Source organism: Granulicatella adiacens ATCC 49175 (assembly GCF_025150565.1).
GTDB lineage: Bacteria > Bacillota > Bacilli > Lactobacillales > Aerococcaceae > Granulicatella > Granulicatella adiacens.
The window spans coordinates 697,409-719,663 of sequence record NZ_CP102283.1 but is presented as its reverse complement, the minus strand read 5'-3'; the positions used below and the strand labels follow the sequence as shown (position 1 = coordinate 719,663).

The window sequence follows — 22,255 nt, the reverse complement described above, 5'->3', positions numbered from 1 at the left end:
CTCCAATCTCTATCAAGTAGATTCAATAGTCTTATCTTACCATTTTTACAAAGCGATGAAAAGCGGTTAAACACTTTCTAAAACAAATAAAAGCTTAGGATTTCTCCTAAGCTTTTTAGTCATTGATTTCTAATGATTGTCGTTCTTCTTCGGTTAATGGTCTGCTCTCTCCTAACGCGAGACGCTCATCTAGCTTGAGTGTCCCCATCGTGAGTCGCTGCAAGTCTACAACGTTTTTCCCACAAGCTTTGACCATTCGTTTCACCTGATGGAATTTTCCTTCTTTTAGATGAATCTGAACAATCGATTCATCCTGCGTCGTTGAAAGAATATCCAGACGTGCAGGCATGCACTCCGTCCCATCCGATAACACAATGCCCCTCTCAAAAGCAGCGGCATCTTCAGGAGTCATCACCCCTTCGACTCTTGCTTGATAGATTTTTGTGACGTGTTTCTTTGGTGAAAGAAGACGGTGTGCCAATTCTCCATCATTTGTCAAAAGTAATAATCCGTGCGTATCGATATCCAAACGCCCTACAGGAAAGACTCCCTTTTTAAAATAGAGCGGATTGATTAAATCCAGAACCGTTTTATGCAGATTATCTTCTGTGGCACTGACGACTCCTTTAGGTTTATTCATCATAATATAGACAAATTCTTCATACTGAATTTTTTCACCATCGAATAAAATCTCATCCGTTTCAGGATTCACTTGAACTTTTCCATTCGTTACGACTTTCCCATTAACGGTAATTTTTTTTGACTTTAATAAAGATTTGACCTCGGAACGAGTTCCAAGGCCACAATCTGCTAAACATTTATCTATTCTCATTATTTCATCCTCAATTTACGACGAATGCCACCGACACGAGCGCCAAGCATTTCATCAGCTAATCGATTCTTCAGCGTAATCAGTCCGTATGTCGCTACTCCGACAAGACCAACCACAGCAACTGCAATTAAAGCACGTACTTTACCACCAATTGGCATGACTTGTTTAATTGCAAATAATGTAATCGCAGAAGTCACAGCCATTGCAAAAGATGCAAGAAGTACTTGCCCAAATTTCTTCAATACGTAATTCAAATCGAATCGAGTCAATCGAAGAACGTGGCGACACATATACAGTGTAGCTACAAAGAACGCAACCGAACTCGCAATTAACGGACCTGCTCCGCCAAGGAAGTACATCATCATTGGTTGCCATAGCAATTTAATAATCACTGTAAATCCTAATGCTTTAATGGCGATAATATGTTGTTCCATCGATTGTAAGATATATGTGAACGTTACAAATAATCCTAAGAACACACACATGACGCATGAGACAACTAATAAATAAGTTCCAGTTGGGTCTGGTGAATAGAACACATTATATATTGGTTCCGATACAATCGCCATACCGACAGAAGCTGGAATCATAATATACGCAAATAAACCAAGGTTATTCGCTATGACGCGTTTAACTTCTTCCCGGTCATTCACAGAATAATGAGCCGCAAGCAGTGGCAGAGCCGCTGTCGAAATACTCATCGCTAGCGAAATCACGATCATAATAATCTTATTCGCATTAAATCCAAACAAGGTGATGAGTTCTTTACCTTCTTCAAAAGAGTAAGTTGTAAAGATTGGCACGAAACGTTGGAAGGTTTCTTGGTCAATCAAACTGATGATTTGAATACTTGAAGTCACTAATACGAAAGGTAACGCCTCCCGCATTACTTCCAGAATAATCTTCCAGAAACTTAATGGACGTTCAGGACGACCCTCTTCCATTAATTCCATCATGCCTTTATGGTCGCGTAACATCTTATAAGCTAAGTATAAGAACGCAATGACCGCTCCGACAAAGGCCGCGAATGTTGAATGAGCTACAGCAAGAACATAACCACCAGAAACGATACGCATCACGAAATAAGTTAGAGCTAACATATATACGATACGCACTACTTGTTCCCATAATTGAGATTTCGCAGAAGCAGCCATTTCGTTGTACCCTTGATAGTATCCACGCATTAAGCTAAGCGGTGGAATAATGAGTACCGCAGGCGTTAACGAACGGATGACCAAAATACTATCAGCAATCTCTTCAGGAGTAGCTCCTTTTGCAAAAAGTGGCGCTGCAAAATACATTCCTGCCGCAAATACAAACCCTAAGAACGTCATAAAGAGCATCGTTCCTTTAAACAATCTCCAACTCGTCTTATAGTCTCTTCTTGCATGGTTGTCCGCTACGATTTTAGAAATTGCAACCGGAATTCCAGCTGTTGATATTTGTAATACTAATGCATAAATATTATAGGCGATAAAATATAAGTAGTTCGCATTATCCCTATCTGCACCCATCCACATTCCCCAAGGAATGATATAAAGAGCTCCAAGTAATCTTGAGACGATATTCCCAATCGTTAACCAAGATGAACTTTCCAAGAGAATTTGTTGCGAATTTTTCTGATTTCGAATTTTATCACTTAGGCCTACATAAGGCTTTCTTTTAAACATATATTGATAAATCCTCTTTCTTAAATTATACCAACCATAAGAGTACATTATTTTAATGTAAAATGCTAGCATTCTTATGAAACCTTAAGCAGTTACTAAACTTTGCATAAAAAAGAACCGAGCCCTTTGATATGTACCCAGAATCCTGGACACATTTTTAAATTAAGCTGAACACATGGATGTTTCCCTGTATAGAACAGGGGGCATCCATTTTGTTTTTTCTTGAATTCTTTTGTTATTGTAATAATCTATATATTCTTCCACAGCCGTTTGAAATTCCTTAAAGGTAGAATATTCCATTTCAAAACCGTAGAACATTTCGTTCTTCATTCTGGCGAAAAACGTTTCTATAATGCAATTATCATAACAATTTCCTTTTCGGGACATTGATTGAATAATCCCTCGTTCATTTAATGATCTTTGGTAAAATGCGTGTTGATATTGCCAACCTTGATCAGAATGGAGAATCAATCCATTAACATCAGGGAATTTTTTGAAAGCTCTATTTAGCATCCTTTGAATCTGTTCTAAGTCGGGGCTTAGAGAAAGATCATAGGAGATTATTTCATTAGTAGACATATCTAAGATTGGAGAAAAGAAACATTTTCCCCAAGAAAAAGTGAATTGAGATACATCTGTACTCCATTTTTGAAGAGGCCTTTTGGCCACAAAATCTCTGTTAATAATATTATCAGCAACTTTTCCAACACTACCACGATAAGAATGGTATTTTTGTTTAGGGCGTTTTCCAAACAAATCATTTATATGCATCAGACGTTGAATTCTTTTATGATTAACAACGTAACCTCTACGACGAAGTTCTTGGTAAATTCTTCTAACACCATATCTACCTTTATTTTCATGAAAGATTGTTTGGATTTCCAATAATAAATCCCCATTCTTTTCAGCCACAGCATCTACTTTATTTAATTCAAAATAATAAGTAGATTTAGCCATTTTCATCGCTTTAAGAAGATATTTTAGTTGGTATCCTACTTCTCGAAGTTCCTTGATGATCGCTGCTTTCGCGCCTTGAGAAGCGCAGCTTCCTGTTCTTTTCTCAAGGCTCTCAGTTTTTTTATAACAGCAATTTCAGCTTCTAAATATGCATTTCGCTCACGTAATCGAACTAATTCTTCTCGTTCGGATTCTGAAAGGTTACCAGTCACAGCCTTTTTATTCATAATAAGCTCCTTAGATAATGCTTGTCTACGTTTCTCATTCTTTAGACCATTATATCCATAAGTTAGGTACTTGTGAACCCAAGAACTTAATAATCCGCGACTAATTCCTGCTGGAAAAGAAACCTCTGAAAGAGTCTTCCCGTTTAAAACCTGTAGAATAAATGTCAATTTTTCTTCTGCTGTCCATTTTCTTTGCCTTTTAACGCGCTCTAATCCTTTAGGTCCGTGAATTTTTTCAATTTTATCCCAATCCAGTATTTTTCTTTGGAAACTCCTTTTCATAACTTTTTCAGGCGTTTCGGCCCATATTCCTTGTCGATATAATTCTACACATTTCATTTTGAATTCAAATGAGTAACGCATAATAAATACCCCCTTTACTGGTTTGTCCAGTAAAGGGGGTACATATCACTTTAGCCCGATTCTTTCTATTGATTTGATTAGTCTAATAAACTTGTTTGTCCTTCTTCTCCCACTTCAACAGGAGCTGCTACTCCAATGCCATAGTGAGCACGAACTTTTTGGTTCAAGTCGGCAACGACTTCTGGATGGTCTGCCAAGTATGCTTTTGCATTCTCACGACCTTGACCAATCTTCTCGTCGTTATAAGCGTACCATGCACCACTCTTCTTCACGAAGTCAAGGTCTGCAGCCATATCGAGTAATTCCCCAAGTTGAGAAATCCCTTCTCCGTACATGATATCCACAACAGCTGTTTTAAATGGTGGAGCCACTTTGTTTTTAACAACTTTGATTTTAGTTTGGTTCCCTAAGATTTCAGTACCTTGTTTGATTTGATCAGCACGACGTACTTCTAAACGAACTGTCGCGTAGAATTTTAACGCACGTCCACCAGGTGTTGTCTCAGGATTTCCGAACATAACGCCTACTTTTTCACGGATTTGGTTGATAAAGATTGCGATTGTTTTTGTTTTGTTAATAGAACCTGATAACTTACGTAGTGCTTGAGACATTAAACGAGCTTGCAGACCTACGTGTGATTGTCCCATGTCGCCATCGATTTCGGCACGTGGAACTAACGCAGCAACTGAGTCAACGATCACAATGTCAACGGCTCCTGATGATACTAACGCATCTGCAATTCCTAATCCTTGTTCCCCTGTATCTGGTTGAGATAATAGTAATTCATCAATGTTTACGCCTAAAGCTTTTGCGTATTCTGGATCTAGAGCATGCTCAGCATCGATAAACGCTGCTACTCCACCACGTTTTTGAACTTCTGCAACCGCATGAAGTGCAACAGTTGTTTTACCTGATGATTCTGGTCCGTATACTTCGATGATACGTCCACGTGGGAACCCACCTACGCCTAATGCGATATCTAATGCAAGAGACCCTGAAGATACTGTTTGGATTTGTGTATCTACTTTTTCTCCTAATTTCATTACGGCACCTTTACCGTAGCTCTTTTCAATTTTCTTTAACGCATCTTCCAATGCTCTTTGACGATTTTCATTTTCTGCCATGTTTTAATTCCTCCACGAATTTTAAGTCAAACATATTGTACACTATGTTCTATTCTATGCGCAAGCAATATGCGAACATTTGTTCTTATTTTGTTCGAACTTGTTTTAAAAAATATTTTCTGAGTAAATTCCATCCATGTTGTACTGCGAATTCACGATTATCGTTACGATTACGTGCAAGGTGTAATTCAAGAACTTCTACGTCTGTCCTGGAAGCTAATGCGACGAAAATCGTTCCGACTTCTTTTCCTTCCATTTCACTTGGCCCTGCAACTCCCGTAAATGAAATGCCTAAATCACTTTGATAATGGAGTCTTGCTTGTTCCGCCATGGCCTTGGCACATTCTGCACTAACCATTCCGTATTGATCCAGCAAGGTACTATCGATTCCTAGTTGCGTTTCTTTCGCTTCTCTTTGATAAGCGACTGTTCCTCCTTGGAAGTAGGATGAGCTTCCTTCAAAGGCAACGACACTTGCTGCAAACAATCCACCCGTTAAACTTTCAGCGCAAGCAATCGTAAGACCTGATTCTTTTAGTAAATCAACAGTGACTTCTTGTAATGTATTGTGGTCCCCGTATCCATAGAAAAATTCTCCTACTTGCGATTGGATAAGTAGTTCCATTCCATCAAGAAGATCTCTGCACTCTTCTTCTGTTTCACCATTGGCCGTTAAACGAAGCATTACTTCAAATTTACCAGCATATGGTGCAATCGTCGGATTTGTTTGTTCTTCAATTAGATTTTCTAAAATGGTTACTAAGCGTGATTCTCCAATTCCAAAGAAGCGTAAGTAACGTGATTCAAATAAATCCACTTTGCCCACTTTCTTACGTAAGAAAGGCAACACTTCTTTTTGCATCATCATTTTCAATTCATTTGGTGGTCCAGGTAAAACAATGAATTGTCGGCCATCTTTTTCAAAACCGCACCCTACTGCAAGTCCGTTATGATTTTTAAAAACCGTTCCACCTTCAAAGGCTAATGCCTGTCTACGATTATTTTCACTCATATCCCTATGAGAACGCACATGAAACTCAATCACTTTTTGAAGAGCTTTTTTATCTTCAACTAGGGGCACTTCTAAAAAGCGCGCCAATACTTGCTTGGTAATATCATCTGTTGTTGGCCCAAGTCCGCCAGAGAGAATAATCAAATCACTTCTTGAAGCAGCCAATTCAATCGCTTCAACCATTCTTTCTTCATTATCGCCAACTACTTGTTGATAGTAAGTTGGAATCGAATTTTTCGCCAATTCTTGAGCTAAATACGCGCTATTCGTATTTACAATTTGACCCATAAGTAGTTCAGTTCCGACTGCTATAATTTCCGCATTCATTTTTTCGCCTTCCTTACACTCTTTTTCGTAAAAATATAAAGCCCAAAACAATAATGTTTCAGGCTTCATTTGTTATTCTGTTTTAGTAAATGAATCCGCAAATACATGTCGATTCTTTACAAAATAATCCAAACCTGAATAGATTGTAAATACTAAACAACTATATAATAAGATTTGTCCAATTGGAACGCCAATTGGCTTAAAGAACAAATCATCCGTCAACAGAAAAATAATCGCCAACATTTGAGTAGCAGTTTTCACTTTTCCTGGCCATGCTGCAGCCATAACTTCTCCGTCGCTTACTAATAATAGTCGTAGACCAGTTACTGCTAATTCACGACAGACAATGATACTAACCACCCATGCTGGGGCTAAATGAAAAGAAACAAGCATGATGAAAGCCGTCATCACTAACATTTTATCTGCTAAAGGATCTGCAAACTTCCCAAAGTTTGTTACTAATTTGTATTTGCGTGCTAAATAGCCATCAAGATAATCTGTAAAACTAGCTACCGCGAAAATAATCATTGCCAAGAAGTGTACAACATTAATTTGTGAACCTAAAAGATTCATCGTACCGAACGCTTCACTTGGCAAACTCATGAGAACGATAAATACCGGGATCATGAAAATTCTCATTACGGTTAATTTATTTGGTAAATTCACTGAGTTTCTCCTATTGTACTGTAATATAAATTCTATTTGCAGTTGAACCTTCTGGAATTTTTAGTTCAACTCCTCCAACGGTAATCGTTCCTAAAGGTGTATAACCAAAATCCATTCGAATGGTAGTTGTTCCTTCTGGAATAGAACCAGAAACTGTTTGCCCAGTACTTGGTACTCCATCAGCGACAACTGTTCCATCTGCAGAGATTTGAGCCCAAAGATCGGTTCTTGCTTGGTTCAACACTTTAACCTCTAGAGGGAATTTACTTACTTGAGCAGTATAGTATAAAGCATTCCCATTCGCGTATGAGTAATTGACACTAGTAACTTCGGGAGCTTTTGTTGTTGTAGTAGCAACCGTGGTTTCTTGTACAGCACTTTGCTGAGTCGTTACTTGTGTGGTAACCTGATTATTTCTTTGACTACGAGTGTTTAAAACCGCTTGTCCAATTGCAAAAATAATCGCTACTATGAACATTCCCAATAAAATTGTAGGGAAATAATTCTTTAAAGTATCTGATATTGAAGACCATTTACTCTTATTCTTATTTAAACGTGTACGATTACTTGTTACTGAAGCCGAAGTAGCTGTAGAAGTCGTTGTTTTAACAGTTGCTTGTGGAATTTCTGATGCATGTTCTTCTAATAAAGCTGCTCCGTCTAAACCAACTGTGTCCGCAATCTGTTTAATGAACGCACGTGTATAAAAAGCACCTGGCATCAAGTCAAAGTCATTATCTTCAATTGCAATTAAATAACGTTTTTGAATTTTTGTAATTTGTTGCAAGTCATCAAGAGTGTATCCTTTTAATTGCCTTGCACTTTTTAAAATTTCTCCGATTGTTTGTGTCATCATTTCACCATCTTTTCATTTTCTCATTGAAAAGTATACCATATCTTGAAAATGAAAAAAACAAAAGAAGTTGCTATCTAGCGTTTGGTTTATTTTACAAACTGAATAATTAGTGTATCTTCTTTCGTGTGGCCATTTGGAAGGTATGCCTTTAATATAAATTGATGTGCTTTCTCGTTCCATTCTACCCTCACTGTGCCATTAGAAAATTGAATATTATCCGGAAAAGTCATTTCATCCCCTTTAAAAGAAAGCCTTTGACGCACTTTTTGACTCGCCATCTCGAGCAATAAATCCATTCGATACCCATCTTCTAGAAGGCGATATTCAAGAGTGTTATGGGCATGAATTTTTAATAGAGCAATGATGAGGAAACTAGCAATAGCAAGGAGTGCTAAAAACTGAAAAAGTAATGTTCCTTTTCTTTTAGGGTTTATCATTTTTCTTTTCCTTTACCTCTTTCACTTTGATGTAAATAACACGATTCTTTGGTGCAAAATTTAATCGAAAAGTATTCCCTTGATTTAAAGTTAGTAACATCAGTAATCTGTTACCATTTCTTTGAATGGATAAGGAGCGAATGCCGTAGAGAAATGGTTGGTGTCCTCCACTTCCTCCTGATCCTTTATAAATCTTCCCTCCGTCCCTCCAACTAGAAACTAATGTAATCACCTCTGTTTTCTCAGATGTCATGTTTTCAAAATATGCAATATAAGGATTGTAGCCGTTAAATGACTTCAGTCTATATCCAGCATAATTATAATTCATCTGTTGTGCTGCTACATGCCATTTAATATCATCAGGAACATTGAGTCGATCTTTGATTTTTAAAAACGCTGTGCAAAGTCCCATAAATGCCACTAAACTAATCGAGATAATGGTAAGCGCTAAGAGGTGTTCAATGAGAAGAAATCCGGACCTTTTTCTCGGTAATTGCATTGATTTGGAACACCTCCTTATGTTCTCCACAAGATACTGTTACTATTGTTGGTGAGCCGGTTGAATTTACTTTTTCTAGTGTAACTTTTTTCATCTTTTGGAACTCTTCATTTGGCAATTTATCAATAGTTGTAGGATAAGTAGCGCTAGCTTGTAAATCCATTAGCTGTGTCGATGCTGCATCCAAAAAGCATCCTTTTAGTTGTTGCCGGCGGTACAGTTGCCCTACCGTAAAACTAATTAAGGAGACAATAACCGATAAAACCATCAGCCCTATTAACGCTTCAAGCAATACATATCCTCTACTTGTCGGTAATTTCAACATGATACTTAGCCTCCCCTAATTGAAAAACATAAGTGTATCTGCGATTCTGTCCATCAAAAGTCACGGATGAAAACTGATTTACATTCCCACTATAAGGTTTGAAACTATACGTTTGAATTGAATAACTCTTCATTGAATCTGGAAAACGAATCTTCTTATCCAGTTCTCTTGCTCCATGACAATTTAATACCACTAGGCCGCCCGAAACTGTCACAAATGAACCTTTGCCCGTTGAAATTGCTGTAATCTGCGCTGTATCCATTACTTGCTCAAACTCTCTAAGAAATACTTCTTCCCTCCAATTTACATAGGAACGACTAATCAAAGGTGGTGTCAGTATAAGTAAAAAGCAAGCAATGCCAAGCGCAATTAAGCATTCAACAAGCGTAAATGCTCTTTTCTTCATAATTATTGAGCATCAGGCGTGATAAGCTTAGGATCTACCTTTTTATAAGCTTCCATTTGTTTTTGATCAATATACTTTTTGTTAAGCAATTCTTCTACCGTCGGAACTTCTTTTGTATTATTTTGCAGCATATACGATTGTTGTTGAGTCTTGACTACATTCACAATTGCTTCGTCAGCTTTCTCTTGTGCAGTCTTTCTTTGTTGCGCAATATTCGGAATAATCAGTAGCATCATCAAGCCAATAATAAAGAGACACACGAGTAATTCGATTAATGTGAAGCCTTTTTTCTTTGTTTTCATTTTCATTTTAATTTCCTCCAATCATTGTTAATGTCGGTAGTAATAAGATGAGATACATGGAAACGATGAGGAAGCCGATTCCCATCAGGAGTATCGGTTGTATCCATTTGATTTTCTTTTCGACTCCTTTGGAAAATTCTTCAAGCATTTGATCTGCGTATACCTTTAGTTGAACATCTAACTGTCTTGTCTTCTCTCCTTCTAATACAAGCCAAATAAATTCTTTTCGAAATAGCCCTATTTTCTTAAGTGCACCCGAGAAGGATTCTCCTCGGACTAGTTCCTGTTCAATTTTTTCAGCAAGAATTTTTGAAAGGTTACTCGTTCCTTCCTTCTTCATTTCCGCAACCATAGTTAAAAGAGATTGTCCATTCCCTAAAAAATAAGAAAATTCTCTAGCATACAAAAAAGTGACATATTGTTGAACGCTCTTTCCAACAATCGGGAAATGAATCAGACTTAGAAATTGACGATACGAATCCTTTTGTTTCCAAAAAGAATAAATGAGAAAAGAGAGAATCATTCCAACCCCAAGAATAACGAGTGAAATTTGCGGTAAATTTTGGAACCCTAGCCATATCCAATATAGAAATCCACTCTGCTTTAATTGTTCCTCTTGAATCATACTTCCTAACTGATCGAGTAATAATACTCGGATACAAAGAATCATCCCAATCACAAAGATAAAAAGAAAGGCTGGATAAATCATTGTTTGATGCATTTTTTTCTTTTGCTTTAGCTTACGGATTAAAAAATCTCCAATAGAATCACAAGCTGTCTCGAAGCTTCCAAATTGCATCGATAAATAAATTTGAGAAGTATGAGTTTCTGAAAAGCCAACCTCTCTTAAACATTGATCAAACCGATGTCCTTCACTCAACAACTTTCTCATCTGTTCTATCTGGCTCTTCTGTGCATCAAATAAATACTCTAAAAATTTTAAGGATTCGTCTAAACTAAACCCTTCTTGCAATAAATGAGACAATTGAAGCATGAATCTAGCTTGAATGTCGATATTCCATTTTTTAGATAATTTGATAGGTTTCGTAAGTTTTTTCAGTAATATATCCCAATGCATAAGCCTTTCTTAACACCTTATTAAAAGGATGAATCCTTTCTTCGTCTCTTTCGAACTGATTCTTGTTTAAAAAGTTCGAAATGTTACGATTAGTTTCAATTTCAAAAATCGTTCCTCTTTTTTCTCCGTTCGCTAAGTGATTACAATAGATTTGGCATTCTTGCTGACACAGAGCGCAGTATCTTGGAAGTAAACGCTGTGAACAAATTGCAATAATCGTTTGTTCTAACATGGTCTTACTAACTCCAAGTTCTATTAGTCTAGAGATGACACCATTACAATCTTTAGCATGCACCGTCGCTAAAATTAGATGCCCTGTTAAAGCAGCACGAATAGCCATTTTTGCGGTCATTTCATCTCTAATTTCCCCAATGAGAAGAATATCTGGATGATGTCTTAAACAGCTTTTTATTAAAAGTTCGTAAGTAATCCCCGCTTTTTCATTAATTTCTGTTTGAAGAAACATAGGTTCATGATATTCGACTGGGTCTTCCATTGTAATGACTTGTAACGTCTTTTCATTCATTCTTCCTCTAAGTAAAGAATACATGGTGCTTGTTTTTCCAGAACTAACAGGACCAGAAAATAGAATTAATCCACTTTTATATCTAAGAAACTGTTCTAATAATCTCCAATCCTTTGGAAAGTAGGTTGTCGCTTGGATAGAAGTATTCTCTTTTTTGGAACGATGTAACAGTCGAATGACCATTGATTCTTTTTGCTTAAAATTGGTAATAATAGATAATCGTAACTCAATGATTTGATGAACTGAGAATTCAAAAGTCAGTGACCCACTTTGAGGTCGTCTTCTCTCCCCAACATCCATCCCAGCTTGGTATTTCAAATATGAAATAAACTGTTCAGCAATCTTCGTTGAAACTTTCCTTAGTTCTTTTAAACCATTAACATCTCTTAGATAAAATACATACTCCTCTCCAATGGGCAATAAATGAATATCATCCAACTGGTGGGAAATGGCTTGTTTAAAGATTTCCTCGGCTAATTCATTCATTTCCATATCTCTTCCTCCACTCTTTGACTAGTCATAATGAGCTATGAAAAATGAAATGAAAAAGCCTCTCAAAATAAAAAAACGTTGAAGAAAATCTTCAACGTTTTTCTCTCTATTTAATTTTTTTCAAAGTTCCTAAACCGACTCCAAACATCGCACCTAATGCATCAATAAAAACATCTTGAATCAAAGGAGTTCTTCCAGGTGTGATTCCTTGATGGAATTCATCAGTAATTGCGTATAAAACGGTTATAAAGAAAGCTAGAAATTGAGGGAATCCTTTCTTTCGAACATGAACACTTAATCCTCTTGTCCATTGGTAGCCAATGAAAAAGTAAGCTAAAAAATGGGTTATTTTACGAATAAAAAATTCAACGAATTGAGCATAACCTAATGAAGGAATACTAATCGTTTGTCCCGCATATTCAAACTTAATCTTTGAAAGCAATTCTGAAAATGGTTGAGAGGGCAATCCCTTTTGAATCGTCGATACTAAGGATTGATCTTTGTAGGACATACTAGAACTAACAAATATTAGAACCATCGCTGCAATTGCTAAAGTAATTGCAATTGTTCCTTTAGTTTTTTTAGACATAAAACCTCTCCTTCTCTTAAACTTTCTCCATTATGAAAGACACTCTCCTTGAAGTCAAGTTAATTTTAAAAATCTTAAATTCGACAAATATTAACTAAAAAATAGATAAATATTCATATTGACTCCCAAAAATGAAAGCGTTACAATAAAATAAAAACCGTTTTAGGGAGGGTCATACAATGGAACGTTATACGCAGGATTTAAGTTTGTTAGTGAAACAAATTGAATTACTTGAGGAGCAACAACAAAAACAATATTTTTTCTATAATTTATTTTCTCCAGATCCTAATCCTTATAATAAGGCATTTGAAGAAATTATTGAGTATTTAATTAGTTCTAGTGAAGCTACTTTTTTAATCCATCATTTTGAAGATTTTTCTCATACTCTTTCTATCCGGCAACAAAAGCAATTTCAAAAATTGAATGACTATTATCTTCGTCATCAGTTTTCTACCCACTGTTTTCATAAGCCTTATTCGGAAGCTTTGTACACATTAACCTCACTGTGGATTAAAGGACTTCGTGGAGAAAGCATCATTAATTTATTCCCTCACCTCAATCTTCTAAGAGAATTTTTCCATTTAAAATATCAAAAACAATTAAATATGAATGAAGTGAAATATATAGATGTTCTCAAATCCATATATGGAGTAGAACTTACTGAATTCTATTATCAGCATATTAAAGAAAGTAAAGCTTCTTTTTTACGTTTATATAGAGATTATATAGAAACCTTTCCAAGCGAATACATTCCAATTCAACATTTACATTTGAGTAAAGAGGAAACGATGTCTGTGTTATACGATATTATCCGTATTGCACAATCCGTTATTTCGAAACAAAGCATCCTTATTAATTTTGGCCCAAATCCTTTCCCAACCATCTACCAAAATGAAGAGACCATTTATCTTAATTTAGGTATATTTACAGATTTTGTAAGTGCCCTAAACCAATGTCTAAAATTACTAGGAGAAGTTTTTATATTAGATTATAATCACTCTGTAACAACAAACGATAAAAGTGAAACAGAACAAAATTTTATGAAACACTCCATCATTGGCTTTTGTACACTTCTCCCTTTATTAACAGATAGTCTTACAAAAGTAATCGTCAACAGAATTTTCCCAGAAAAAAACGGGGATCCTGCCTTTCTTGAAAAGATTCATGAAGAACTGACTTTCCATTACTTTAAAACAAACAAAATCAATAATAGTATCGAAAGTTATCAACCCCTCCAAGAAATGCTAAAATATTTCATCGAACTAGAAATTGAAGAAGAATGGTTTGATAAAAAATTTGATTCCCTCGATTTATCTCATCAATGGAATTTGCGCATTGAACAATATTTAAACAAAACTCCTCATTCTCATGTCGAGGGAGTTTTAAGACACTCCAATTGGACTAAAGGAGAAATTGGAGTTGCTTTTGGAAAACTATCTGGGTATTTTTCTATATTTTGTAGTGGTTTACCAAAAGAACCTTATGACCATCCTTTTTCAGAGTTTTTAGAACATTTTTCTGGCGGTAAACTTCGTTGGTGGAGACCAAACTATCAATTATACAGTAAGCTAAAAATGAACGAGGAATCCTATAAATGCTGCTGGGTATTTTTTAAACAAAAGATTAATCATTTTAGATAAAAATAATACCACATCAACTTATTTGTTGATGTGGTATTGTTTTTACAATCCTTTAAATTTTTTTGGACGATCTGTAGGGATTTTCGTAGCAGCATGTTTTTGTAACCAAACAATATGATACCATCGATTAAATTTGCAACCACAATTTTCAAAACGTCCACATTCTTTAAAGCCTAAATATTGGTGATAAGATAAGCTATTATTAGTTAAATACTCATCTTCTACTTCTGGCACCGCCACACAAGCGTATATGTTTTGATAGCCTAATTTCAATAATTGTTTTTCAAGTTCTGTATACAATAACTTTCCAAAACCTTTTCTTTGATGTTCTAGGCTGATATAAATACTAACCTCTGTTGACCAGTCAAATGCTGCCCTTTGAGAAAATCTCCCAGCATATGCATAACCAACAATCTCTTTCTCCTCCTCTAAGACTAAATAAGGAAAAGCCTCCAATGTTTTAGCAATACGCTCTTGAAATTCCTCTACACTAGGAACTACTTCTTCAAACGTTATGGCCGTATTTAAGACATATGGTGCATAAATTTCTTGAATATAACGAGCATCCTCTACTGTTGCAACTCTTATATTTGTATTACCCATTCACTGTTACTAATTCCACAGGAGGAACATTAACTCCTTGTAGTAGTTTTTGAATAGGACATACACGTTCAGCAGCCTCTAAAATTTCTTTAGCTAATTTTTCTTCCCTTGTTGGCATTAAAACTCGGACTGAAGGTAAGAATAAATACCCTTCTCCAACAGGATCTTTTGTTAAATCCACTTTCACTTCGACTCTACATTGATGTTCTAAATTCAAACCTTTTTCAACAATGCCAATGGAAGCATTTAGACAAGTAGCATAAGCCAGTGCAAATAATTGCTCAGGATTGGTTCCTTTTTTTTCGCTTAAAGGAGATGAAATTTCGACTTCCCAATTTTTATCACCATTTCCCTCAATAAATGATTTCCCATTTAACGCATCCACGTTCACAGCTGTTGTAGTATAAATAATTTTTTCCATAAAATCACCCCTAATGTTTTTATGATTGAAGAATAGCACATTTGTAACAAAAAAAGCTATCATAACAACTTGTTACGATAGCTCTTTTGGGGTTATAACCATTCTCTATATTTTTTTATATATGCTTTTTTAACAACCGTTACGAGGAACATGTATCCTGCGATAATGAGAATTAATGCAAGGAAGTATAGCCCGTTTAGCGGTGCAAGCTTTAATGGTGCTGCTAGTTTTGTGTAAGGAAGAACCGTTACAACAAATAAAGCGAATAAAGAAGTCACTAGCAATGAGAACGCTGGTTTTGATTGTACAAATGGTAGTTTTGGCGAACGTAACATATAAATCACCATTGTTTGTGACCACATAGATTCAATGAACCAACCTGTTTGGAAAACCATCAAGAAGAATGCTGGATTCGTAGATGACGCATAACTGCTTCCAGTAATCATTGGTGCAATTCCAAAGAACATCACTGCAAAAGTAATGATGTCGAAGATAGAACTGGTTGGTCCAAACCAAGCCATAAATCGTGTGATAGAGCTTGCTGTCCATGCGCGTGGTTGTTTTAAGAAATCTGCGTCAACATTATCAAACGGTAATGCCACACAGCTTAAATCATAGATTAAGTTCAATACAATTAAGTGAACTGGTGCCATTGGTAAAAATGGTAAGAAAATACTTGCGAACAATACAGAGAAGATATTTCCGAAGTTTGATGAAACGGTCATCTTAATGTATTTTGTCATGTTCGCATAGACTTTACGACCTTCAATCAATCCTTTTTCAAGAACGAGTAAGTCCTTATCTAATAGAACAACATCTGCGACTTCTTTGGCAATATCCACGGCACTATCCACAGAAATTCCAACGTCAGCCACTTTTAGGGATGGAGCATCATTGATACCGTCTCCCATATAGCCAATCTTGTGACCTTTGCCTTTTAGTAAATGAATAATGCGTGCCTTTTGTTCTGGAGATAGTTTTGCAAAAATGGTTGTTTCTTCAGCAACTGCTGCTAACTCTTCATCGCTCATATTTTCGATTTCTGTACCAAGTAAGACTTTATCCACCGGTAGTCCTACTTTTTCACAGACCGTTAGCGTTACTTTTTCATTATCACCTGTAAGAATCTTCGTCGTTACGCCATGCTCTTTCAACGCTTGAATCGCTGGTGCTGCAGAAGGTTTTGGTGGATCAAGAAAGGCTAGGTATCCCATTAGAATCATATTCGATTCATCTTCCACTGTGAAGGAATAGCTAGTATCTTGATATTTCTTTTGACTCACCCCAAGGACGCGAAGTCCTTGTTCGTTTAAGCTGCTCACTGCTTCTAGGATGGATTCGCGAATTTCATCCGTAATTGGGTGAACCACATCTCCGTCTTTTACATGAGTAGAGATGCTAAGCATTTCTTCTAGTGCTCCTTTTGTTACGAGCACCGCTTCATCGTCTTCTTTCACGATAACGCTCATACGACGACGTTCGAAGTCAAATGGCAACTCATCAATCTTTTGGTAACGTGTTGCTAAATTTTGTAGATCTTCGTGTTCGTCGGCTTCTTTTTCTGTACGTGTAATGATGGCACGGTCTAATAAGTTTTTAAGTCCTGTTTGGAAGTAGCTGTTTAAATACGCAATTTTCAATACGCCCATATCTAGATTTGCGTGAATATCTAATGGGTATTCAAGAATAATTTCATCTTGTGTGAGCGTACCTGTTTTATCAGTACAGAGAATATCGATAGCCCCTAAATCTTGAATGGCATTTAATTTTTTAATAATGACTTTTTCTTTGGCCATGATCACTGCCCCTTTTGCAAGGCTGGCTGTAATAATCATTGGCAACATTTCTGGAGTTAATCCCACGGCAACACTTAAGGCAAATACCCCTGCTTCTAACCAGTCGCCGTCTGTTAATCCGTTAATCAAGAATACAACTGGTACTAAGACAAGCATTAAGCGAATCAAGAGCCATGAGATTTTATTCATTTCTTTCTCGAAACTTGTTTGTTCTTCGAAAGTATTAAGTGTTTTTTCGATACGACCAATCATCGTATCATTCCCTGTGACTAAAATAACTGCTAAAGCACTACCGCTGACAACGTTTGAGCCCATAAACACAAATCGTTCGCTCTCGAGTGCTTGTTTTTTCTTTTCTTCTTCATCTGGAACCCAGATTGATTTTTTCTCAACAGATTCACTTTCACCAGTCAAGCTGGATTGTTGGATAAAGAAGTCACGTGTTTCTAATAATAATGCATCCGCTGGTAACATGTCCCCAGCGCTTAATTTAATAATATCTCCAACTACTAAATCTTCAATCGGAACTTCCATCTGTTCGCCATCTCGAATAACCGTTGCTGTATTGACGATTAGACTAGATAAGTTACTAGCCGCCTTGTCACTTTTCATTTCTTGCACAAATCGAATCGTTCCTGACACAGCCACGAGCACCACGATAATGATGGAAGTTGTTGGGTCTGCTTCACCTGGTTTTGCTAGAATCACATTCGTGAATAATGAGATTACCGCAATCACTAATAGAATTACCGTAAATGGATTGATAATAGACTCATAAATCTTTTTCCAAATTGAATCTTCTTTAGCCTTTGTAATTTTGTTTTCTCCATATGTTTCACGGAGTGTTTCTACTTGTTCTTCAGTGAGTCCTTTTACAGATGTGCCTAACGCTTCTAGGACCTCTGCCATTGGACTCATTAGTGCTAAATCGAATCTTTCTTTTGCTGTTTTCATAGTCTTCACCTCGTTTTTAATTTAGGCGAAGCTCCGGGTGATCATCGCACTCTTCCCTTCGCTCTTTGATTTTTTTCGTTCGACTCTCCGGTCCTGGCATATGATCACCCTCTTTCTAGAAATTTTAGGCAAATGAAAAAGCACCTTGTCACAGCTTAGACGCGACAAGATGCTTACTAAATAAACAATTCTTATATTCTCGTCCAAGCTTTAACATCATGGAGCGATGAAATGACATTAGTCTCTGCCTTCACGACAGAGGCTGCTGACCAACGAATAGTGTCTCCACTATTTTGCGGTAGTCATCCGTATCTCCATGGTAGTCTCACCTACCGATTTACTATATTCAAGGTAACATTAAAAATGCTATTTGTCAAAGAAACGATTTCAAAAAACATGTATATTCGAACTTATTAGTAGTATAATGAAATAGAAATGGAGGGATTTCAATGAAGAAACTGATAGAATCATTCTTGATAGCTCTTACTTTAGGGGGCTGTTCACTTTTCCAAAAGAAAGAAGACTCGAACACAACAACTCAAACACAAACTCAATCCACAACTACTAGAACGTCCAGTACATCAACTACAAAACAAACCAAAACTAGTACTACAGCGGAACCTACTACTGTGGTTTCAACAACAATAGAACAAAAAGAAGCAACCGTACCAGTTCCAGAAACTGTATCTACTGAAAAAGTTGTTATCCCAGCGGAGCAACCAAAACCATCCTCAATGGATCTTCAAGCAATAAAACAAGGAGACTTCCGAAGCGTAGAGGGAACTTGGAGAAACTCAGCTGGTTGGGAAATTCACATCGACAAAGAAGGAAAAATTTCAAGTAGCCATGGTGATTTGAAAGTTGGAATTACTAAACAACAATACCAAGAAGGGCTTCTCAACTGGATTATGGTTCCGGAAAACAATGAGAATACTTTTGTTGGAGGTGCGGTATTCTCCTTCATTCCCCAAAATGTAGAATTGACTTATGGCTTACTTCCTGGTGAAAAAGATCAATCGGACATTTCAAAAGATCGTATTTTCGGGACACAAACAGTTACTGATGGCAAAACCGTTAAAAACATGATGTATTACAAAGTGGATTAATCTATATAGCACTGTATTCAACGAATGAATGCAGTGTTTTTTTAACACAGAGAAACGGATACCTCCTATTGGAAGTACCCGTTTTTTGTTATGGTTCACTTATAAATAAGATTTCTAGCAATCGTCCTCTTAATTCGTCATCTTCATGATGTAAGATATTAATGATTTCATTCGCATCTTTAGCATTGACTAATCGACGATATAAGTGTTCTTTCGTTTCGTATGGAAGGTGCGCATTCTTGAGTACTTGGAAGATCGCCTCGTTTCGATTTACCGTTTGTTTTTCGCCCACTGTAAACTCAACAGTCGCATTTTTATTTTCCAATTCAACGACAACATCTTGGCTTCCTTGAACATGAACACGGTGAATTCTGTTTACTGGAAGGATGCCTGTTTCCCCTTCAACAGTTAATTGGATAGTACCTAAATTCCAATCAACAGATAATGTCGTTACACAACGAGCGCCATCTAAGTCTTCCACCATATCAAATGAATGATGGGTTCCTGGGAAGACATACCAGTCGATAACTTCAGGTAAATCTACCCCCATATTCACACCAGAACCATCTAATGGAACAATCGCCCCTTCCTTGGCAAATACAGGAATTGATTCGATATCTCGATAAATATCAAGCACTACTTCTCCTGCATACTCTCTTCCCGTGAAGAAGTCGTACCATTTTCCTTCAGGGAACCATACTTGAACTTTTGCGGATTGGTAATCTTTGTTCATTGGTTCTGTGATTGGAGCAACCATTAACTCGCTACCGAAGAAGTATTGATTTGGCACACGGTAACTTTCTTCATTTTCAGGATAGAAATAGTACATCGGACTCACAAGTGGTGCGCCCTCTTCATGCGTTGCCACATTCATCGTGTAGAGATATGGAAGTAATTGGTGTCTTAGACGTAAATAATGCTTCATGATTTCTGCTGTATTCTTCGTAAAGAACCATGGTTCCTTACTATTAAATGGACTATTAGTACTATGAAGTCGTGTAATCGGACTAAAGACGCCATATTGTAACCAGCGAATTTGTAATTCTTCATCATAATAACCGCCCATATGTCCGCCAATATCATGACTCCACCAGCTATAACCAATATTAGACGCTGTTGATGTAAAATAAGGTTGGAATTTAAGAGACTCCCAAGTTATAAAAGCGTCTCCAGAAAATCCAACTGGATAACGATGGCTTCCTGGTCCAGCATAACGAGACAAGATTAATCCGCCATCTTTTCTCTTACAATTATCGACATAATGATAATGATTCAATAACCACAATGGATCTTGTACCCCTTGCGTTCCTTGTTGCCAGTCAATCCACCAGAAATCAACCCCTTGTTCTTCTAATGGATAATGAACATCTTTAAAGTAAGATTCTCTAAAACGTGGATCTGCAATATCAAAAATAGCAGCTTCTTCACTGGCTGCATCTAATCCTAGACGTTTTGCAACAGCTGGATACGCATCTTCATACGCTCGAATACCATCAGCTGGATGGACATTTAGAGAAAGTTTTAATTTCTTATCATGCAGTTTCTTTAATAATTTTTCCGGCTCTGGAATGAGTTCTCGGTTCCAAGAATATCCTGTCCACCCACTACCGAAGCGTTCTGGAATCTTCGTGATATGCCAGTCCATATCTAACACGCCCACCGCAAGCGGAACTTGTTCATCTTCAAAACGTTCAACGAGACTTAAATACTCGTCGGCAGTATACGCCCAATAACGACTCCACCAGTTTCCTAAGGCATAGCGTGGCAATAATGGAGTTGCACCTGTTAAATGATAAAAGTCTCTAATTGCTCCTCTATAGTCGTGACCATAAGCAAAGACGTAAAGGTCCACTTCGCTTTCTTTTTTGATAAAACCTTCTTTTTCGTCACTGATAAATCCATTCGAATCATCTAAAATGGCATAACCACTCTTACTAATAATACCATCTTCTAATTCTATAGCTCCGTTCGCTTGGTCAAGGGTTCTCGTTGTTCCTTTTAATGTTTCAATTGGTTCACCAAAGTACCATCGGCTTCCGAAAATAAAGAACTGACCCTTTAATGCAATAAATAGATTTTGATTATTGAATTCGCCTTTGTTATAGCGCAAACGGAAGAAGTTCGTATTAATATCTAATAACTCTGGTGTTTCTGTTGCTTCAACCTCTACCTCTCCAAAGTCTCTGTTTTGGATTAATTGCGTATGTCTATCTTCGAACTGCCCATTATTTGAATATTCTAACCGAATGAGTTTATCTGTTAGAACGCTGATACGATAAAAATCTCCTTTAAAAATTTTCATCTTGTTTACCTCCATTGCTTAATTTATATGCCTTTTTAAACATTTTACTCGTTACTTTTACATTTAATAATGCCCAGATTGCAAATCCCCCAAAAGTGAAAACGTAAATTGCCGTCAATAATCTCTCCGGTGTATTCACACTCATGTACACTACAGCGCAGTTAAATAGAATCAATAGAATTGCTCGTAACGGATCTAAAATACAAACGAAAATGCTATTGATAACACTGGCTTTTAAACTATTTTCAAATAATCCGATATAGGGTAAGAGAATGGCAACGCCTAATATCACAAGCATTCCAACTGGCGCTAGAAGCAATAATCCATATCCATTCAAGAAGTTTGTATTCGAAAAAATACTGTAGTTCAAAAATAGTAGAACTCCAAGTAGCACGAGAGCTGCCCAAATGACAGTAGCTTGCTTAAAGTTGGATTTAAAAATGCGAAAATAATGATAAATAATATCGCCATCATCGCCCTTTAAAATCCGATGTAACATCGTATTTAGAGATGTCACAGATGCTCCCATCGTCACCAAAGGAATACTTGTGATAATAAATAATGTGTTCAATAGAATCAAATTGGTAATGAGCGTTAGCCCTCTAACGAGTGGCCCATCTATTCGAAATAGTTTTTGCAATGAAATCACCGTACCTATATGAGAAAAAGGAAGCGAGAAAGATTTTTCTTCAATCTCGCTCCCTCTACTCATTGTATTTTAAACGTTTCAGTTGGGGTATTAGTT

23 protein-coding genes and 1 riboswitch are annotated in these 22,255 nt (G+C 36.7%); of the genes, 2 read left to right on the top strand and 21 right to left on the bottom strand.

Features of this window, described 5'->3' with window-relative positions; all coding sequences use genetic code 11:
- Positions 1-115: 115 nt before the first annotated feature.
- The 16 genes from NQ540_RS03695 to NQ540_RS03620 form a co-directional block, all read right to left on the bottom strand.
- Positions 116-832 (bottom strand): pseudouridine synthase, encoded by a 717-nt coding sequence (locus tag NQ540_RS03695; protein WP_005605092.1) that lies wholly within the window; start codon positions 830-832, stop codon positions 116-118.
- Positions 832-2,502: a putative polysaccharide biosynthesis protein gene (locus tag NQ540_RS03690; protein WP_039848734.1), complete on the bottom strand. Its 1,671-nt coding sequence runs from the start codon at positions 2,500-2,502 to the stop codon at positions 832-834. The genes NQ540_RS03695 and NQ540_RS03690 overlap by 1 nt, the downstream gene beginning before the upstream one ends.
- 162 nt (positions 2,503-2,664) lie before the next feature.
- Positions 2,665-3,516: an IS3 family transposase gene (locus NQ540_RS03685; protein WP_233420212.1), complete on the bottom strand. Its 852-nt coding sequence runs from the start codon at positions 3,514-3,516 to the stop codon at positions 2,665-2,667.
- Positions 3,495-4,049 (bottom strand): transposase, encoded by a 555-nt coding sequence (locus NQ540_RS03680; protein WP_005608245.1) that lies wholly within the window; start codon positions 4,047-4,049, stop codon positions 3,495-3,497. The genes NQ540_RS03685 and NQ540_RS03680 overlap by 22 nt, the downstream gene beginning before the upstream one ends.
- 77 nt (positions 4,050-4,126) lie before the next feature.
- A complete protein-coding gene (recA, locus tag NQ540_RS03675) occupies positions 4,127-5,173 on the bottom strand; it encodes a recombinase RecA (RefSeq protein WP_005605090.1) in 1,047 nt (348 codons plus the stop codon).
- Positions 5,174-5,258: 85 nt separating this feature from the next.
- Positions 5,259-6,512 (bottom strand): competence/damage-inducible protein A, encoded by a 1,254-nt coding sequence (locus tag NQ540_RS03670; RefSeq protein WP_039848733.1) that lies wholly within the window; start codon positions 6,510-6,512, stop codon positions 5,259-5,261.
- Between the two features lie 72 nt (positions 6,513-6,584).
- Entirely contained in the window at positions 6,585-7,178 is a 594-nt protein-coding gene (gene pgsA / locus NQ540_RS03665; protein ID WP_039848732.1) for a CDP-diacylglycerol--glycerol-3-phosphate 3-phosphatidyltransferase, read from the bottom strand.
- Positions 7,179-7,188: 10 nt separating this feature from the next.
- Positions 7,189-8,034, bottom strand: coding sequence for a helix-turn-helix domain-containing protein (locus tag NQ540_RS03660; protein WP_223429376.1), 846 nt, complete (start codon positions 8,032-8,034; stop codon positions 7,189-7,191).
- A gap of 86 nt (positions 8,035-8,120) precedes the next feature.
- Positions 8,121-8,471: a hypothetical protein gene (locus NQ540_RS03655; protein ID WP_005605086.1), complete on the bottom strand. Its 351-nt coding sequence runs from the start codon at positions 8,469-8,471 to the stop codon at positions 8,121-8,123.
- Positions 8,458-8,970 carry a type II secretion system protein gene (locus tag NQ540_RS03650; protein WP_039848731.1) on the bottom strand — a complete coding sequence of 171 codons (513 nt, stop codon included), beginning with the start codon at positions 8,968-8,970 and terminating at the stop codon, positions 8,458-8,460. The genes NQ540_RS03655 and NQ540_RS03650 overlap by 14 nt, the downstream gene beginning before the upstream one ends.
- Entirely contained in the window at positions 8,930-9,295 is a 366-nt protein-coding gene (locus NQ540_RS03645; RefSeq protein ID WP_005605083.1) for a hypothetical protein, read from the bottom strand. Before NQ540_RS03645 ends, NQ540_RS03650 begins: the two co-directional genes overlap by 41 nt.
- A complete protein-coding gene (comGD, locus tag NQ540_RS03640) occupies positions 9,273-9,701 on the bottom strand; it encodes a competence type IV pilus minor pilin ComGD (RefSeq protein ID WP_005605082.1) in 429 nt (142 codons plus the stop codon). The genes NQ540_RS03645 and comGD overlap by 23 nt, the downstream gene beginning before the upstream one ends.
- Before the next feature lie 2 nt (positions 9,702-9,703).
- Complete coding sequence (gene comGC / locus NQ540_RS03635) at positions 9,704-10,009, bottom strand: competence type IV pilus major pilin ComGC (protein ID WP_065427295.1); 306 nt, start codon at positions 10,007-10,009, stop codon at positions 9,704-9,706.
- A gap of 1 nt (position 10,010) precedes the next feature.
- On the bottom strand, positions 10,011-10,997 hold the full coding sequence (comGB, locus tag NQ540_RS03630) for a competence type IV pilus assembly protein ComGB (protein ID WP_233420201.1): 987 nt from the start codon (positions 10,995-10,997) through the stop codon (positions 10,011-10,013).
- Between the two features lie 31 nt (positions 10,998-11,028).
- On the bottom strand, positions 11,029-12,099 hold the full coding sequence (gene comGA / locus NQ540_RS03625; RefSeq protein WP_005605077.1) for a competence type IV pilus ATPase ComGA: 1,071 nt from the start codon (positions 12,097-12,099) through the stop codon (positions 11,029-11,031).
- A gap of 106 nt (positions 12,100-12,205) precedes the next feature.
- A complete protein-coding gene (locus NQ540_RS03620) occupies positions 12,206-12,688 on the bottom strand; it encodes a VanZ family protein (protein ID WP_005605075.1) in 483 nt (160 codons plus the stop codon).
- A gap of 179 nt (positions 12,689-12,867) precedes the next feature.
- Here NQ540_RS03620 and NQ540_RS03615 point away from each other — a divergent pair, with 179 nt between their 5' ends.
- A complete protein-coding gene (locus tag NQ540_RS03615) occupies positions 12,868-14,328 on the top strand; it encodes a thermostable carboxypeptidase (protein WP_005605073.1) in 1,461 nt (486 codons plus the stop codon).
- 42 nt (positions 14,329-14,370) lie between these two features.
- Here the strand turns inward: NQ540_RS03615 and NQ540_RS03610 are convergent, their stop codons facing one another.
- The 3 genes from NQ540_RS03610 to mgtA all read right to left on the bottom strand — a co-directional run bounded on the left by NQ540_RS03610 (position 14,371) and on the right by mgtA (position 18,102).
- Complete coding sequence (locus tag NQ540_RS03610; RefSeq protein ID WP_005605072.1) at positions 14,371-14,931, bottom strand: GNAT family N-acetyltransferase; 561 nt, start codon at positions 14,929-14,931, stop codon at positions 14,371-14,373.
- A complete protein-coding gene (locus NQ540_RS03605) occupies positions 14,924-15,352 on the bottom strand; it encodes an OsmC family protein (protein ID WP_039848729.1) in 429 nt (142 codons plus the stop codon). Before NQ540_RS03605 ends, NQ540_RS03610 begins: the two co-directional genes overlap by 8 nt.
- A gap of 92 nt (positions 15,353-15,444) precedes the next feature.
- The gene (mgtA, locus tag NQ540_RS03600) at positions 15,445-18,102 is read right to left on the bottom strand and encodes a magnesium-translocating P-type ATPase (protein WP_005605068.1); all 2,658 of its coding nucleotides are present in this window, start codon (positions 18,100-18,102) and stop codon (positions 15,445-15,447) included.
- A 188-nt stretch (positions 18,103-18,290) separates the two neighbouring features.
- Positions 18,291-18,446, bottom strand: a riboswitch (M-box (ykoK) riboswitch).
- A 105-nt stretch (positions 18,447-18,551) separates the two neighbouring features.
- Here mgtA and NQ540_RS03595 point away from each other — a divergent pair.
- Positions 18,552-19,208 (top strand): DUF6287 domain-containing protein, encoded by a 657-nt coding sequence (locus NQ540_RS03595; RefSeq protein ID WP_005605067.1) that lies wholly within the window; start codon positions 18,552-18,554, stop codon positions 19,206-19,208.
- Positions 19,209-19,296: 88 nt separating this feature from the next.
- Here NQ540_RS03595 and NQ540_RS03590 read toward each other — a convergent pair whose 3' ends face one another.
- The gene (locus tag NQ540_RS03590) at positions 19,297-21,510 is read right to left on the bottom strand and encodes a TIM-barrel domain-containing protein (RefSeq protein WP_039848728.1); all 2,214 of its coding nucleotides are present in this window, start codon (positions 21,508-21,510) and stop codon (positions 19,297-19,299) included.
- A complete protein-coding gene (locus tag NQ540_RS03585; RefSeq protein WP_005605063.1) occupies positions 21,497-22,222 on the bottom strand; it encodes a DUF624 domain-containing protein in 726 nt (241 codons plus the stop codon). The genes NQ540_RS03590 and NQ540_RS03585 overlap by 14 nt, the downstream gene beginning before the upstream one ends.
- Positions 22,223-22,255: the final 33 nt, after the last annotated feature.